Genomic DNA, 16,010 nt, shown 5'->3' with positions numbered 1-16,010 from the left:
CCTCCGAAGAGGCTATTCTGTGCTTCGGTAATCGGAGATTACTTAGCGGTTACTGTCTTATCACCAACGATAGTGTTACCTGCTTTATCTTTAGCAGTTGCACCATCGATAATTTTAACAGTAATACTGTTTACGTTGTTAGCATTGAGGTCAGAATATCCTGCAAGTCTAACATAGTATTTACCTGCATCGTTACCAACACCGGCAGTGAAACCACCAGTAATTGGTGTTGCAGTCGAGCTGTTGTTCACAATAACTACGAAGTCGCTAGCCTTAAGAGTAGCAGGATCGATCGGCTCGGAGAATGTCAATTGCAGAAGTGAAGTATCTCCAGTAGAAACAGCAGCTGAATCCAAAGTTGGTTTAACACCGTCTTTCAATTCTGGTTTAATGGTAGCGCCGTAAGTACCATTTCCTGCAGTATCAGTAATACCGGATGCAATAAATTCAATTGCTTCAGTTTTGCTGATTGCTGATTTAGGAACACGTACTTCAACTACTGCTTCTGTAGGAGCTGTTGAAGTTCCAGAAGATCTCAATAGCTGAGCGTAAGAATTTGTAGGAAGTGCTTTGCTGCCCAAAGTATAACTGTTAACATCACGCAGGGATACCACATTCAGACCAACGTTGTCTTTAACTGTTACAGTGAAGACAACTTCAGTATCAGCTCCCTCAGAGTAAGTGATGCTTGTAACTACAGGTCTTTCAGTGTCAGTTGTAGTCGCAGCTGCTGCACTAACATTAACAGTAGTGCCAACTGATTTGTTCTTAGCAAGTGCCAAATCTGTTACTAGACCAGCAGGAAGACGCAGAGTATAAGTTCCGCTAAGACCCTTCACATTTGGATATGTGAGCTTAGTACCGTCAACAATCTTAGCACCACTGAAATCAACACCAGTTACTACTAGACCAGTAGAGTCGCTAATCAATGTTGGTGTTCCACCTACCAGCGTAACATCTTCAGAGAATGGTACAACCAGACCTTTATCTGTGCTGAATGCTGCATTAGAAGCTACAGGGGCCGTAGTATCCTTCACAAGTGTGATCGGTTGAGTCACTGGTGTACCAAGCGTGTTGCCCAATGTGTCTTTAACAGTTGCTCCGAAAACAAGTGATCCAGTGTAAGAACCAGAATCTGGCAGTTTGAATCCAGCAGGAACTTTAAACTTAATAGTGTCGCTGTCAGCAGTTGCTTCGACACTAAGTGTTCCTTGGGACTCTCCATAAGTATTCAAGAATTTAACGTTACCAATCAAGGACTGATAGTTAACTTTCTTGTTGAACTTGACAGTGATAATGCTATCACCTGTCGCAGTAACAGAAGTAATTGCAGGAGCAGCAGTATCAGAAGTTACAGCTACGCTTGTTTTGATCGGGTTAGGACTTATCAGGTTGCCAGCAAAGTCACTAACATTCAACAGGGATACATCATAAGTTGTACCAGTCTTCAATGTACCTGCAGTCAAGCTGAAGGTGTCGTAAGTTTCACGGGTTACAGAAGCGGATACGCCGTTTACACTAGCAATGATTCCGGCCGGTTTAACTGGCTCACTGAACTTCACAAGCACTTTATTAGTAGTATCCTTAGCTACAGCAGTTACGCTTGCAACTGTTGGAGCCACTGTATCAGCAACAGTCAACATCTGGCTGTACTGAGCAAGAGCTGTTCCAGCAGTTGTCTTAACTGCATCTGTTACAACAACAGTGTATTGGCCTTTAAGGAATTCAAGACCTGGGAATGTAACAACCGCTTCAGTTCCAGCAGCGTTCACGCTCACTTCAGAACCATCTACTGTAATAGCAGGTTGGTTATTCAAAGGAATTACTCTGATAACACCAGTTTTAAGCTTATCGCTAGAAACTACAGTTGAAGTATCAATTGCACGGTTGAATGTTACTTGCAATTGCTTAGCATTTGGAGCATTTACAGAAACAACCTTAGGAGCTGCAAGAGTAACCTTCACGGTGTAATCAACGTTGTTGTGTTTGAAAGGAACTGTAGTTTCAACGCCTTCCACCAAAGCGGTAGTCAGAGTTACAGTTGTTGTAGATTTATCAGAGAAAGTCACCAATACGCTAGTTGGGTTCAAAGCATCACCCGAAACTACTGTTGGAGCTTTCGAGTAGTTAGCAGCAGCATAGGCTGCTTCTACTACCAAAGAGCGGGTAGCACTGGATTTGAAATCGATACCTTTTGCAACCAGACCAGCGTTAACAACTGCTTGTGCGTAACCTTTAGCCCAAACAGCGGCGTTGTTGTCAGTTGTAGTAGGAGTTTCAAGTTTCAAAGCACGGTGCAGCACAGCTGCGATTTCTTGAACTGTAACTTTACCACTGTAGTTAAAGATACCTTTTACAGGGTCAGTTCCTTTCATGTAACCAGCTGCAGTTACAGCTTCAATGTAAGGAGTTGCCCACATAGTTTTAGTGTAACCTTTGTCTTTGTAAGACAATGTTGTAGGAGTCACTTGTGGAAGATCAAACAATTTAGTGATGATCTTCGCGAATTGAGCGCGATCCAGATCTTTTTCAAGATGAGCTTGACCGTCTGGGAATCCATCAAGAATACCTTTCGCTGCCAAAGCATCAAATTTCGCTTGCGGAGTTGTTGCAGTTTCACCAAATGCTACAGAGGCAAACATCGAGAATGCCATTGCTGTAGATAATGCTACGGATAAAATTTTCTTCATAACCTTTTTTTCTCCTCCTTGGACGTTCATGAACTGAGATTTTTCTTTAGTTGGGTAGCTCATGTCACTCATTAGCCGATGCACCCCCTTTCCCGAGTTGAGCATATTAAGTATAAATAATGTCTGTGACGGGTATCACAGAAACTTGTAAACCGATTTAAGGCATGACAATACTAGATTCCTAATTCTACCTAAGTATTATACAATGTGCCTCAAGTCACGTAAAGCTAATTTTTCCAATCACTGCGCCTTCATTAATTTGGGCCATCCCAAATGTCTGGTGCAAATGACTCTACACTTTAAACGCAGAAGTTCTGGAAAAGTTGCGCATTACTCAAAAAAAGTTTTTTTGGCATCCCGATGCCGCTCCAATAGAAGAGCATATGTAGTTCTACTAACTATTTCTAATCATGGGTGACTACGGGAAACAGTATAGCACATGAACTTTCGAAACGTCATTAAACAATATTTGTTAAGTTAATAAACATAATCACCTTTTTTCAAACCCAAAAATTTCTTTATCATCCAAAACAAAAAAGCGCCGTAACCGGCGCTTTCACTTTATAGCATATAACTAACGGATCTTCATCGACAGCTGAATCAGTTCCTGCCGCTTCTCAGGGCTTGAATTGACATTCTCGTACATTGTATCAATCGCTACTCGGTTCTCCCGATAGCTCTTCTCATGCTTAATTGTAGTATGAGACCACTCAATTAATGCATTCTCTGCAATAACAAGATCATTATATGCATCATGGAATCCTGTAGCTTGTACAAGTTCCTCCATTAGATCCTGTGAAATTTCCTGTAATGCTCTTTTTGCTGTAATTTCCTTTTCCAGGATTTTCGCTCTATTCTCAAACATATTCTTTGCTTTCATATAATCCAATTGTGCTTTTGCTAAAATCGGTTTCATGGATGGCTTTCACCTTTCAGAAAATAATATTTACAATATTATTGTAACGTAAATGGGAGCAGATTACAAAGTTATCTAAATGGAAATGCAACCTGCGTGAAGTCACAGCTTCTCCGAAGAACTATATATAGTCCGTTTCTTATTATACCCAAAGAAAATTGATTTATAAAGGCATACCCTTAACAACTCCATTTGCATACAAAACGGAGGGCAAGTAACCAGCCCTCCGTACTATCATAATAAATTAAAATCTATCTAGCTCAGGGTTTTAGGGAAGATGGTGGTGCTCTTCTTTAACAGTTCCACAGCGATCTTTCCTGCCTCAGCTCTGGTCATATTAGACTTAGGATTAAAGTTGTAAGACGCCTTCTTTTGACCAGCTATGCTTACTTCAGCGCCATTCATAATTTTCGCCTTCGAAACCGCTTGGACTGCCGACAAGGCGTAAGACTCTATTTTACCGGAATCCAAAAATGATTTGGCGACTGAATCCTTTAATTTCTGATCGTTAGCTGCCAATTTCAATTTCAGGGCTCTGGCAATCATTACAGCTGCCTGCTCACGAGTAATTGGCTGATCCGGAGCAAATACTCCATCGGTAAGTCCAGTCACTATGCCTGCTCTCGACGCAGTTTCAATATGGGCATAGTCCCATGTGATTGAACTTGCTCCAGGTACCAGATCGGAATACGTCTTGTTGTCATCATAGTTAAGTGGAAGATTCAAACCTTTAACCAGAAGTGTCGCGAACTCACCTCGTGTCGCTTGATCATCTGTTCCAAATTGCTCAAACCGAAGATTTTTCATAATACCCTTTGAGTAAAGAGCGTTCAAAATATTTCTGGCCCATTGATGATTCGTGACGTCATTATAGCCCCGGCTCATTTTCATTACCTTATAATACCCAAATTCATCAAAAGGAACGGAGATCGTGTGCTTATTGGTATCTACAGTACCGCCAATATTCTCCCATTCCCTTTTATTGTTGTATTTGAAGACCGTAACAATAGTTCCCGCGTCTTGTACAACATTCGGGTCAAAGGCTAATGTCAATTTCCCCCGCTTAGATGGTGTAATGATACGTTCCGCAGGAGTCTGTGGATCCCCAAACAATCCATCTACAGAATAAGGAGCCAAACCATTCGTAGCTGGAATATGCCCTGGCGTTGATGTGGTTCCAAGCTCACCCAATCCTCCGCTGATCCAATACACTTCCGATATGCGTCCAAAATTGCTGCTCTCATAAGGAGAATTGAACCGGAGCGTAAATTCATCTGGAATCGTCCAAGTTGGTATGCCGCTCTCTTTAAAGGTTTCAGGGAAGCCGATGACGTTCCCATAATCGTTACGCCGTTCTACAACACCTGTGGATGGGTCTGCAATCCCAAACCGCAGCTTGTTATTAGGATAGTACTTCGTCAAATTACGCGTATCCGTACTTTGCATTACCGTTCCTTTTGGGAAGGTTAATTCCACTGCTTTGTTAAACACACTGTATTTGTCTGCTGTTTTAGGTGACATGTATTGTGCATCGACCGCTACTGTACCGGTATAGAATATTGAAATAGTGTCTGTACTTGTCGTAGCACCGCGAACAATTTGAATTTTGATGCTGTTAGCTTTATCTGCCTTCAACCCTACATAGTCCAGTGCAAATCTCCCTGGCCCCAAATCCGTACGCTTGACTGCTTTTTCTTTGTCTATGATGACATCTGTAGCCCCTTCAGCTTCAATATCAAAATGAACAAAGTTTTTATTAACAACATATTGAGTACCTACAGAAGGCTGAGGAGAGAGAATACGATAGGCACTTACTTCTCTAACAATCTCCAGCTTCTGACTGGTTTTGGCTCCTGTACTATTTATCAGCTCAAGCGTGTAAACATATGTTCCTGGCGTATCATTCACAAGATCCTGAATCCGCATTACAAAGTCTTTTTGACTTCCGGCAAAACTGGTGGTGTAGGTTTTATCTGCAAAAGTTGGGCTTGGAGTAATCGATGTACTCGCATTAGCAGGAATATCGAGTGACAGGATATTTTTTGTTCCTACATTTAAATTAAGTTTTACCGCTCCGCTACCTCTAAGAACCAGATCATAAGTTTTCAAGCTGGTTGTATACTGATTGTCTTTATATATAAAATCAGGAGTTAAGTTAAATAGTTTGGTCAGCAATTCATCCGTTGGTCCATAGGTTGGATCAGGGAACGCACTTCTTGCAGTACCGACAGCGGGTTGAAACTTACTTATGGTTGATACGTTCTCATCGAGAATGTAAATGCGCAGTTCCTTGCGGACTTCCCGGGTTTGCCCCTTTTCATCCGTACCTGTGCCTGTAAAGACAATTTTATTCTCTCCAAACACTAATGGACCCATAGTGGCATCGATAAGTAGATCAACATCAAATCCACCGTTGCTATTAAGCCAAGTAGTAGTTGCTCCCGTTGGTCTTATTTTCGTTCCATTCACATACATCTCAGCCAGGAAGTATTGACTGCTTAAATTGAAATCAATATATTGGCCTTTAATATTAAGGGTCTTACTGGCTTTAGAATCAATAACAATACTCTGCCCATCTGTGAGGTTGGATACATAAATATAGTTTTTTGAGGCAAAGGAAATATTAACATCTTTATACGCCGTGGATCCCTTAATGTTGAATCGAACGGTTTGGTTACCGTTTTGGAAATCCGATATTTTAAAGATATATTGCGTACTTGAAACTGATTTAATCCACTCTGGTGTCAAACCCTTAGTGGAAATAGGCAAATAACTCGCAAGCAGTTCCACAGGAGCTGCCGCTGCAGTATTTGTTTTAACTAAGATGTAGAATTCACCGGAGTTTACCTTAGCCCCATTCAAAGCTACTCCAGGCGGAATATCACCTGTGCCATCATATCCCGGAAGATATTTCATATCCGTGATTACAATTCTATCCTTCATGTACTGAAAATCAAAGGAACGGTTAATGGTTTTGGTTCCGTAAGCTACTGAAAGATTATGGGTTTGTGTCTCTAATCTATTGGCTGGTGTTGCCGTATCTTTATTAAGGGTCAACGGCATCTCAAAAGAAACCAGCCGATATGAAGGTGTATTCTTGATAGGAGAAGGTACCAGAACCTCATCTCCCGCGTTCAAAGCAATAAGACCAGCAGTGTCCAATGTTATATTGCTCCCGTAGGTAGGCGTTGACACTGCTCCATCCATTTTCACTACTGCCGAACCTGCGAAAGGAACTCCCGCATTATCCTGAACCATCATTTGAACCATTAATTTTGCAGTATCTGAATCTTCAGTCATCACCGGCTGATCACTATACAGCAGGTCCTGACCCTGACTGTGCGAATCAACCAAATACATTTTAACTATAGGATTCTTCTCATCATAATAAAAAAGCGTATATTCAAAGCTCAACGTATCTGAGCCATTCTGCACGACTAATTTCAGATTATTGACACCCGGATTAAGCGCCATACGCTGTGAGAAGAACGTTCCATCCTGCAGTAAGGAGGTGTTTGATGCACTTTCATTATTAATGGCAGCAGTAACCTTTGTTGCATTTAACGCTTTACCTTCAAGTGTAATTTCTTTGTTGGCTACGACCAATTGTGCCCCTTCGTTCAAATTAAGCTTCTCTGAGCCACCCAGAACTTGAAGCCTCTCGACATAAGGAACCTGATCAAATAGGACATAAAAAGCCTCAGAGCGATCATTGCTTCCCTGTGACCCCGTAAGAGTAATCTTGTTCATGCCTGGAAACAATGTCAGATTTGCGGTAAAGCGGTTGTCAGGACTGTCAATATCCAACTGCACAACACCTGGCGTTACATGAGTAGCATCTTCTACCCATTTCCCATCTTCCCAGTTCAAACGTTGTACATTGGCCCCCAGAGTAGAACTCGTAACTTTTGTAAATGTTCCTGTAACTGGTAAACTAGCATCCGTTACCTGTAATACATTAGTTCTTGAGATTTGATTTGTTGCTGGAGGCAGTAATGTCAGATCAACAGTGTTTCTCAATTTCGTATTATCTGGCGTAAAATAACTGGTAGGCTTAAGCGTGTCTGCAGCCACTGCAGTATTCATAAGTCCAGTTGGAATTAAAGATACAATTAAGGCGAACAGAAGCGTCCATACAAATGGCTTTCTCATGCGCTGCATGTCATTAATCTCTCCCTTTTGATGATATTAATTATTTTATCGGTCCTAGAGAAGATAATTTGAAGGAATTCCTTGAATTTTCTATACACTTATCATTCGTGCTTCAACAGATTCCTTCAATAAACACCCTCTAAAATGCAAAAAGCCCACCCTTCATCAGGATGAGCTTTTCAAAAAAAATATATAATAGCAATACAAATCTATAAACAAACCCTACAGCTTCGAGCCTCGTTCCTGACTAACTTTCATTCGCATTCTCAGGAAGAAGTCAATTACAGGCCGTTTAGTCTTACTAATAACACCGGTAATCTCCGCGCCAATTTGCAGGAAGAACAGCATTACACAAATGACTACAAAAGTAACCCAGTTTGCTTCGTAAAGTGAGGCAGAGGTCTGGATAACAGCCAATACACCGAAAAATGTTGCAATTCCATAAATGATCAGTACCGTTTGACGGTGGCTGAACCCCAGTTCGCGCAGGCAATGATGCAGGTGGCCTTTATCCGGTGCAAATATCGGTTTCTTCTGCAGCTTGCGGCGTACGATGGCAAAAAAGGTATCAGACAAAGGCACCCCGATAATGAGGAGCGGTGTAATAAAAGAAACGACGGCAATTTGCTTAAACCCAAGAAGTGCAAGCAGAGCCAAGCAAAAACCTAAGAATAGTGAACCTGTATCACCCATAAAAATTTTGGCGGGGTGAAAATTAAAGAACAGAAATCCTATGATGCTGCCCAGCAGCAGCAGGCACAGAAGTGCAACCATGGTATTTCCCATCAAGAAGGCCATCACTGCAATGGTGGCAATAGCTATACCGGATACCCCGGCAGCAAGCCCGTCCAACCCGTCAATCAAGTTAACGGCATTCGTGACCCCCACAATCCAGAAAATAGTCAGTGGAATAGCAATCCAGCTTTCCAGCGAAGAATACGTATTATGAAAAGGAATATTTACGAAATCAACAGTAATACCAAAACCGAAGACTACTATGCAGGCAGCCGCAATCTGGCCCAGCAGCTTCACCTTTGCCGAAAGTTCGAACCGGTCATCCAAACCGCCGATCAGAACAATCATTCCGCCGCCACACAGCAGCGCTTTGATGAAGCTTACCTCCCGCGGAGTGAAGTCATAAGGAATAATTGGCAATACGGCAAGCAGGCCCAACACAAACGCCAGAAAAATACCAAGTCCGCCAAGGCGGGGCATAATCTTCGTATGCACTTTACGGGCATTCGGCACATCTGTAGCGCCAATCTTAATAGCGAATTTCTTCACCAGCGGCGTCAAGAGTAAGGCGAGTCCCATGCACACAACAAATCCGGCGATGTATATGATTAACATTTGATCAGTCGACCCCCATTTCTCTACCGCATTGAATTATACGCTGAACTAAATACAAATTCCAATTCCGTTTTTGGGCTGCTATTCTTATTTTCACGGTGAATATCCGCATTTTACTGAGCTTTTGTCACTTTATCTTTCTCACGCATCACTTTTACTGCGAATTTCGGCAGCGCAAGCATTCTTTTATAGCGTGTTGGTTCTTTAAGAAGACGATATAACCATTCCGCTCTAAGTTTCTGGAAGGCTATGGGAGCGCGTTTGGTCTTGCCCGAGATCACATCAAAACTCCCTCCGACCCCCATCATCACCGGAATATTCAGTCTGGATTTGTACTTGGCGATCCAAGGCTCCTGGCTGTCAGCGCCTCTGGCAACAAAGAGCAGATCCGGCTGGGCCTCCAGAATTCCAGAAATAATCTTCTCGTCGTCGTCGGGTCCAAAATAACCATCATGATATCCCGAGATTACGATCCCGGGATACTGAGTTTGTAACCGGGAGGACGTCTCATGAATCACTTCCGGGGTAGAGCCCAGCAGATAGACCTTCCAGGTATATCTTTCGCCTTGACGCAGCAATTCATGTAAAAGATCAAATCCGGCCACACGCTCCGCCACGGGTTCACGACAATATTCCGCAGCCCACACGACGCCTGTCCCATCAGGCACCACCAGCTCCGCCGATTTCATGATTTCCATGTATGCTGGATTCTCCAGCGCGGTCATAACCATGATCGGATTAGCAGTAATTACCTGGTGCGGTTCACGGTTGCGGACTGCTTCTGTCAAATAAGCGACTGTGGCTTTCATATCGATTTTAGATACCCTGATGCCAAAAATTGGAACTGTAGGTACCGGACTTTCTGCTTTCACTATCAATCATCCTTTGCGGTGGAAATATTCAACAATTTGCCGGGCAGGAGCCTCGGCTTCTTCAACTAAGGCAGCAATTAGCGGCTCACGCTTAAGTTTCCAATCGTCTCCTGCTTCCAGAAGATGAAGGACTTCAGCGGCAACTTCTCCGCCGTCAAGCGAAGTCGTAGAACCGACGGGCCGACAGTCGATCCGCTCAAGAAAGTGATCGATCTTAGGATCATAGGAGATCCCCATCAGCGGCACACGCCTTCCGGCAGCATAGATGAGACTGTGCAGCCGCATCCCGATCAGCATATCGCATTCTCCTACCTCGCGCAACATCTGCCGGGGATGGAGCGCATCTTCACAAATGCTGATCCTGCCGCCCTGGCGCGCAATACCCTCCTCCAGTTTCTGCATCACATAACGCGAAGCCTCATTATCTGAGGAATGATGGAAAGGCAGGAAGCGCAGATGCAGCGGAACTTGCCCACAGGCAATTAGCAGGCCTTGCGCAATGGCATCCAATTCCTTACGGGACTGCTCCCAGTAACGCACCGATATCCCGACGGTCTTCAATGCAGTGTCGCGGGTAATCTCCTCAAAGGGTTGGGAAGCCTCTGGAAGAGAGAGTCCCATCACAGGATCAGGAACAACCACAACTAGTTCCCGGTCAAGCCCCATAGTCTGCAGCAGCTGGCGAGATTGCTCATCCCGCACAGACACATAGCTGCATTTGCGTAAAACGGATTTGATCAGCGGATGGAACAGCTTCCGGTTTACCGGACCGATGCCCTGGGCATAAATAAATGTCGGCTTTCTCATCCATTGAGCCAGCTTTATAATCCCCAGGTAGTAGGGAATACTCTTGCTGCCCGTCACGTCCTGCAGCAGGCTTCCGCCGCCGCTGATGAGACCTGCACTCTCGTAAATGGCCTGGCGTACCTCACCCAGCTTCATCCGGTGAACAGCTTTTACACCATAAGTAGCCGTTGTCCACTCCGGATCAATGGATAACACAACAGGTTCAACCGGTATGCCGGCAGCTTGTGAATGCTTCTGCAGCGCATCTAGAATGGACTGCAGCACTGCCTCATCCCCGCTGTTGCGGAAACCATAATAGCCGGAGAGAATTATTTTTTGAGCAGCGGCGACCATCGTTTCCAACACCCTTCTGCAATCTGCCATACGCCAACAGCGATGAGTCCAATAATCAGACCAAGCCCCAGTCCAAGCAATCCGCGAACAAGTGAAATCAGCATAGGAGAATGGATATGGGCGAAGGTATCCACCATCGAAAGCTGGCCGATGACCGCAATAATCATAATAAACGCGGCATTCCGGTATTTATAGGCCATGAAAGCACCCAGAATGAACAGCGGATGAGCCAGCAGGAATTCTTTATTGCGCGGCCGGACTTGAACTGTATTCTCCAGGAAGGTACGGAAAGTCATCTCCAATGGACTTACACTACCGCTGTTTCCAGTCCGTTTTAAGTAATACCAGCCAATGATCAACAGAACACCGGCAGCAATAACCATTATGAGTGTAATGGGAGTACGCAGCAGCTTGCCTGTCTTGTTAAAGGTGAATTCACCACGGTATAGAAGTACATACAGCGCAGTCAAGGCAATCGGCGCCAAATGCAGCAGGCTGACACCGCGGAACTGATTGAGCACAAGGCTGTACGTAATGTTGTTCAGAAGTGCAATTACAAACGGTACGGCACTAAGCGAGATCAGTGCTGTCTTCACATAAAGTACAAGACTGTGCGCCAAACGCCGCTTGGGACTCATGACCGTATAGGTTAGTTTATTGATTCGAAGCGGCGGACCCTGTTCATTAATCTTGCGGATCGCCATTACTGTCGCCACAGTCGGGGCGCTGATAGCTACCGCAAGTGCCAATGCCTGTTCAAAAAGCTGAGGCTTTATTACAAGTAATCCGGCACTTCCCAGCAATCCCAGTACCCAGGCAGGAAGTGTGAGCCATGGAATGAAAAATGAGACAAGCAAAGCTACCATGGATACCGCACCAATCACAGCCCCAAGCTTGAAATAACGCTGATAGGAGGAGTCAACGACTTCAAACGCCGTGGCTTGTCCCAGGGTAAAACCGTTATCCTCAATTTTATCTACAGCACCCCCGGGATCGCTTAGACTCGTTATGAGGTTATCGAGCGTGTCGGTCACCTGAGCTTTAGCAGTGTTTCTTGACGGAATCGTGTTGAGATAGATCATCCGGATATTACGGTCTTTGGTTGCAAGCGCGAAACGGTCAGCAATGACTTCCGGTGCCAAGCTGGAATCTCTTTCACTGAGAGAATACAACCGTGCGACGTTATAGTCGAGCTCATAGGCGAGTTTATTAAAACCTTTTTGCTGGGCCTTAATATTCTCAATTGCAGCAATCCCCATTCCGCGTTCCTTCATAAGTTTTCCAAAGGCGTCTAAACTCTTTAAGTCAGCGTCATCATTATATCCCTTGACCGACTCGCCTTCGAAAAGAATCCGCTTGACCCCGAGTTCCTCATAGCGGTCCAGCAGTTTCTGTACTGCCTCCTGGTTATACTTTAAGGAGTCCACTAGACGGGGGACAATGTTGAACCCTTTGCCATGCAGCATGTCCAGCGTCATCGGATCCGGCTGTAGAGGTTTCATTGTAGCATCTTCAATAGGAGTCTTGATGATCAGCCCCTGCTGTCCGCGGAAACTCCAGTCCTCCGTTCCAATGTCAAGACTGCTGAACGCTTCACGTATCATCGACGAGAGTGCATCACTATTATCTGCGCTCGTAAAGAGGACATATGTATAGTTCTCATTCTCCGGAATCACAGTGTCGGTAAGATTAGCGATATCAGCCGCTCCCCATAACATCAAACGGCGGGCCTTACGGTAATCCTCAAGCGTGCTTTCATAAATTGCCATGCTCTGAACGCCGGCATCCTTTAAACGGTCAAGCTGGTCGGAAATATAATCCTTTGGATTAGAGCGGTAGCTGGCCACTTCAACCAGATCGCGGTAATCAAATACAAATTCAACCGTTTTGGATGATTTCTCCGTCTGCAGCCGGTCATAAACAACCGGTAGCGCAGCCAAGACACCAATTATTACGATAATCCACAACCACTTTCGCGAAGCTATATTCCATCGTTGCCATTTCTGCTGCACCAAAAGTACCTCCTCTTTCACTTTGAAGCCTAGTACCGTTTATAAAACAGTCTTCACTGCCAAGCTGCATATTAATTAAAATCGCTCTAAACTCAAGCAGAAACGGATGTGCATCCGGTTAGGAGCAGTATCCGTTTCTGCGGGAAATTAGCTATCTCGTATTATTTCCCGTCAACGCGGGCCATAACCTGCTGCGTAAGTGCAGCAACCTTATCCTTGGCATTCTGGAGCGATTCACCGCGAACCGCAAAGTACACCTTGATCTTCGGCTCTGTACCGGAGGGCCGCAGGCAGAACCATGAACCGTCGGATAACAGATACTTCAGCACATTTTCCTTAGGCAGGCCATTCAGCCCCAGAGAGTAATCCAGAACCTCGCTTACAGAAGCACCTGCGATTTCCTGCGGGGGATTGCTGCGCCAGTCATTCATAATTGCCTGAATCTGGGCCACACCGTCTTTACCCTTCAGCGTGCGTGATTCCAGGCTTTCCAGGAAGAAGCCAAACTTGCTGTACAGCTCCTGAAGCACATCATAAAGCGTCTTGCCTTGTGCTTTGTAATACGCCCCAGCTTCTGCAATCAGCATGGAAGCCAGAACGGCATCCTTGTCCCGGGCATAATTGCCGGCAAGGTAACCATAGCTCTCTTCGTAACCGAAGAGGTACGTATATTCCCCGGACTGTTCGAACTGGGTCATTTTCTCCCCGATATATTTGAAGCCAGTCAGCGTATTGAATACAGTAGCACCATAATGCTCGGCAACCGCTGCGCCCATTTCACTCGTCACGATGGTCTTGACAACAGCACCGTTCTTCGGCAGCTTTCCTTGTTCCTGCAAACGGCTCAGGTAGTAATGGATCATCAGAGCCCCGGACTGGTTACCAGATAAAACAACGAAGTTCCCTTCATTGTCCCGTACGACGGCCCCCATCCGGTCTGCATCAGGGTCGGTACCGATCAGCAGGTCGGCGTTTAATTCTTCGCCAAGTTTTATAGCCAGGGTAAAGGCTTCCCGCTCCTCGGGGTTCGGTGATTTCACCGTCGAGAACTCAGAATCCGGCTGCTCCTGCTCCGGCACCACATGGACCTGCGTAAAGCCGATCTTCTTCAGTACACTGCGGACCGGCAAATTGCCCGTTCCATGCAGCGGAGTGTACACAATCTTGAAATCTTTGCCAAGAGTAGAAGCGATCTCTTCACGGGCAACACTCACAGCAGCTACTGTATCTGTAAAAGCTTCGTCTTCTTTCTCTCCCAGCCAATGCAGCAAGCCTTGACTTTCTGCATCTTCACGGGAAATCCGCTTTACGCCATTGAAGGAATCAACCTCCAATATGTAGGAAATGACCTTCTCCGCCTCGTCCGGTACCAGCTGTCCACCTTCAGCATTATAAACTTTATAGCCGTTGTATTCCGGCGGGTTATGGCTTGCTGTGATAACAACGCCACCTGACGCCTTCAAATGACGGACAGTAAAGGAAAGCTGCGGCGTCGAACGCAGGGATGGAAACAGATGCGCCTCAATACCGTTGCCAGCCAGCACAAGTGCCGCCTCCAGCGTAAATTCGGGTGAGAAGCGGCGGGAGTCATGCGCGATCACTACAGAAGGTCTGCCTTCTCCAGTATGCTGCTCCAATATATAATTAGCGAACCCTTGAGTCGCCCGGCCTACTGTATATCGGTTGATCCGGTTGCTGCCTGCGCCGATAACCCCGCGCAATCCGCCTGTACCAAACTCCAAATCTCTATAAAAGCGTTCTTCCAGTTCCTGTTTTTCATTCGCAAGAAGGTTCAGTTCTGCCTTCGTATTCTCATCCACAGATGGGTCCTGCAGCCAACGTGTCAATGTTTCTAGCGCTTTCGGGCTTAATTCAGTCATATGAATCTCTCCTTATCCATATTATGATATATGATTGTATAACAGGTGCTAGCTGAGCGCGAACATAATTTCGCCAGAGGCGACAATCTTCCCCTCCACCTTCGCGGTGGCTTGGCCTTTTCCGATGCTGCCTTTAAGCCGGGTAATCTCCACCTCAAGCGTTAGCGTATCTCCCGGTACTACCTGGCCACGGAAACGGAAACCGTCCAGTCCGGCCAGAAAACCGATCTTGCCCCGGTTGGTTTCAAGTCCCAGAATAGCTACGGCGCCTACCTGTGCCAGAGCTTCCGTAATCAGAACGCCGGGCATTACCGGATAACCCGGAAAGTGACCGGTGAAGAACGGTTCATTTACCGTCACATTTTTGATGCCGACAGCCCGTTTGCCCATTTCTATTTCTGTAATTTTGTCCACCAGCAGAAATGGAGGCCGGTGGGGTATTATTTCTTGAATTTGATTGATATCCAGCATTGTCGCAAAGCTCCTTTCGGATGTAACCGCGTGTTTAAACCATCCGCTGAACAGTACTTTGGTTTTATTATTTTACAAAGTCTGCATAAATATTGGCGGCTTCGGTAAAAACTATAATTATCCTTCACCACCTGCAGCAGTGGAGGTTAAGATAAGGGGCTTTCTCCACCGCACGCGGCAGCATGGCGGAGAGGGCCCTTTTTGGCGTTCCTTGGTCCCCAATCATTATACATTTTCCAGTATAAAAAAGAAAACTCCCTTAGACAACCAGGGAGCTTTAAAATACCTCATATTTAAGGTGCGAACACCAAATCATATACATGCTTCCAGGTACTCCACAGAAGCACATCACTGAATTCCTTTTTGCCTAGAACGACGTAACCGACCACAAGACCACTCGCAAGTGCAGCTACAAGCAGCAAGGGAATCATAATCCACTGGATAATGGCCCATGTGGATACTCCCCGCTTCTTCACCGGCTGCCGTTGTTCTTCTTCCGGTTTCTTATTGTCCTGACGACTCATTCC

At 45.3% G+C, this 16,010-nt stretch carries 10 protein-coding genes; all 10 read right to left on the bottom strand.

Annotated features, from left to right (window positions below):
* Nucleotides 1-38: 38 nt before the first annotated feature.
* A complete protein-coding gene (locus AC3WT9_RS27340) occupies nucleotides 39-2,762 on the bottom strand; it encodes a hypothetical protein (RefSeq protein WP_492408273.1) in 2,724 nt (907 codons plus the stop codon).
* Between the two features lie 502 nt (nucleotides 2,763-3,264).
* The gene (locus AC3WT9_RS27335) at nucleotides 3,265-3,606 is read right to left on the bottom strand and encodes a hypothetical protein (RefSeq protein ID WP_038597365.1); all 342 of its coding nucleotides are present in this window, start codon (nucleotides 3,604-3,606) and stop codon (nucleotides 3,265-3,267) included.
* Between the two features lie 255 nt (nucleotides 3,607-3,861).
* On the bottom strand, nucleotides 3,862-7,767 hold the full coding sequence (locus tag AC3WT9_RS27330) for an S-layer homology domain-containing protein (protein ID WP_341380007.1): 3,906 nt from the start codon (nucleotides 7,765-7,767) through the stop codon (nucleotides 3,862-3,864).
* Nucleotides 7,768-7,980: 213 nt separating this feature from the next.
* Entirely contained in the window at nucleotides 7,981-9,108 is a 1,128-nt protein-coding gene (locus AC3WT9_RS27325; RefSeq protein WP_341380008.1) for a glycosyltransferase family 4 protein, read from the bottom strand.
* A gap of 113 nt (nucleotides 9,109-9,221) precedes the next feature.
* Complete coding sequence (locus AC3WT9_RS27320) at nucleotides 9,222-9,986, bottom strand: WecB/TagA/CpsF family glycosyltransferase (RefSeq protein ID WP_445935366.1); 765 nt, start codon at nucleotides 9,984-9,986, stop codon at nucleotides 9,222-9,224.
* Nucleotides 9,987-11,120 carry a polysaccharide pyruvyl transferase CsaB gene (gene csaB / locus AC3WT9_RS27315; protein WP_492408272.1) on the bottom strand — a complete coding sequence of 378 codons (1,134 nt, stop codon included), beginning with the start codon at nucleotides 11,118-11,120 and terminating at the stop codon, nucleotides 9,987-9,989.
* The gene (locus tag AC3WT9_RS27310; RefSeq protein WP_341096799.1) at nucleotides 11,096-13,132 is read right to left on the bottom strand and encodes a DUF5693 family protein; all 2,037 of its coding nucleotides are present in this window, start codon (nucleotides 13,130-13,132) and stop codon (nucleotides 11,096-11,098) included. The genes csaB and AC3WT9_RS27310 overlap by 25 nt, the downstream gene beginning before the upstream one ends.
* A 161-nt stretch (nucleotides 13,133-13,293) precedes the next feature.
* Complete coding sequence (locus AC3WT9_RS27305) at nucleotides 13,294-15,012, bottom strand: phospho-sugar mutase (protein ID WP_341096800.1); 1,719 nt, start codon at nucleotides 15,010-15,012, stop codon at nucleotides 13,294-13,296.
* Nucleotides 15,013-15,060: 48 nt separating this feature from the next.
* Nucleotides 15,061-15,483 (bottom strand): 3-hydroxyacyl-ACP dehydratase FabZ, encoded by a 423-nt coding sequence (fabZ, locus tag AC3WT9_RS27300; protein ID WP_341380011.1) that lies wholly within the window; start codon nucleotides 15,481-15,483, stop codon nucleotides 15,061-15,063.
* Between the two features lie 293 nt (nucleotides 15,484-15,776).
* Nucleotides 15,777-16,007 (bottom strand): DNA-directed RNA polymerase subunit beta, encoded by a 231-nt coding sequence (locus AC3WT9_RS27295; protein WP_341096802.1) that lies wholly within the window; start codon nucleotides 16,005-16,007, stop codon nucleotides 15,777-15,779.
* Between the last annotated feature and the right edge of the window lie 3 nt (nucleotides 16,008-16,010).

The organism is Paenibacillus sp. EB106-06-01-XG199, assembly GCF_058791575.1.
Note: the sequence above shows the minus strand (reverse complement) of the source record. Positions and strands in the feature narration are given on the sequence as shown.

What these genes read in the sequence shown, in the direction of transcription:
- AC3WT9_RS27340 (WP_492408273.1), bottom strand. Translation starts at nt 2,762, where the DNA reads ATGAGTGACATGAGCTACCCAACTAAAGAAAAATCTCAGTTCATGAAC.
- fabZ (WP_341380011.1), bottom strand. Translation starts at nt 15,483, where the DNA reads ATGCTGGATATCAATCAAATTCAAGAAATAATACCCCACCGGCCTCCA.
- csaB (WP_492408272.1), bottom strand. Translation starts at nt 11,120, where the DNA reads ATGGTCGCCGCTGCTCAAAAAATAATTCTCTCCGGCTATTATGGTTTC.
- AC3WT9_RS27335 (WP_038597365.1), bottom strand. Translation starts at nt 3,606, where the DNA reads ATGAAACCGATTTTAGCAAAAGCACAATTGGATTATATGAAAGCAAAG.
- AC3WT9_RS27295 (WP_341096802.1), bottom strand. Translation starts at nt 16,007, where the DNA reads ATGAGTCGTCAGGACAATAAGAAACCGGAAGAAGAACAACGGCAGCCG.
- AC3WT9_RS27305 (WP_341096800.1), bottom strand. Translation starts at nt 15,012, where the DNA reads ATGACTGAATTAAGCCCGAAAGCGCTAGAAACATTGACACGTTGGCTG.
- AC3WT9_RS27325 (WP_341380008.1), bottom strand. Translation starts at nt 9,108, where the DNA reads ATGTTAATCATATACATCGCCGGATTTGTTGTGTGCATGGGACTCGCC.
- AC3WT9_RS27330 (WP_341380007.1), bottom strand. Translation starts at nt 7,767, where the DNA reads ATGCAGCGCATGAGAAAGCCATTTGTATGGACGCTTCTGTTCGCCTTA.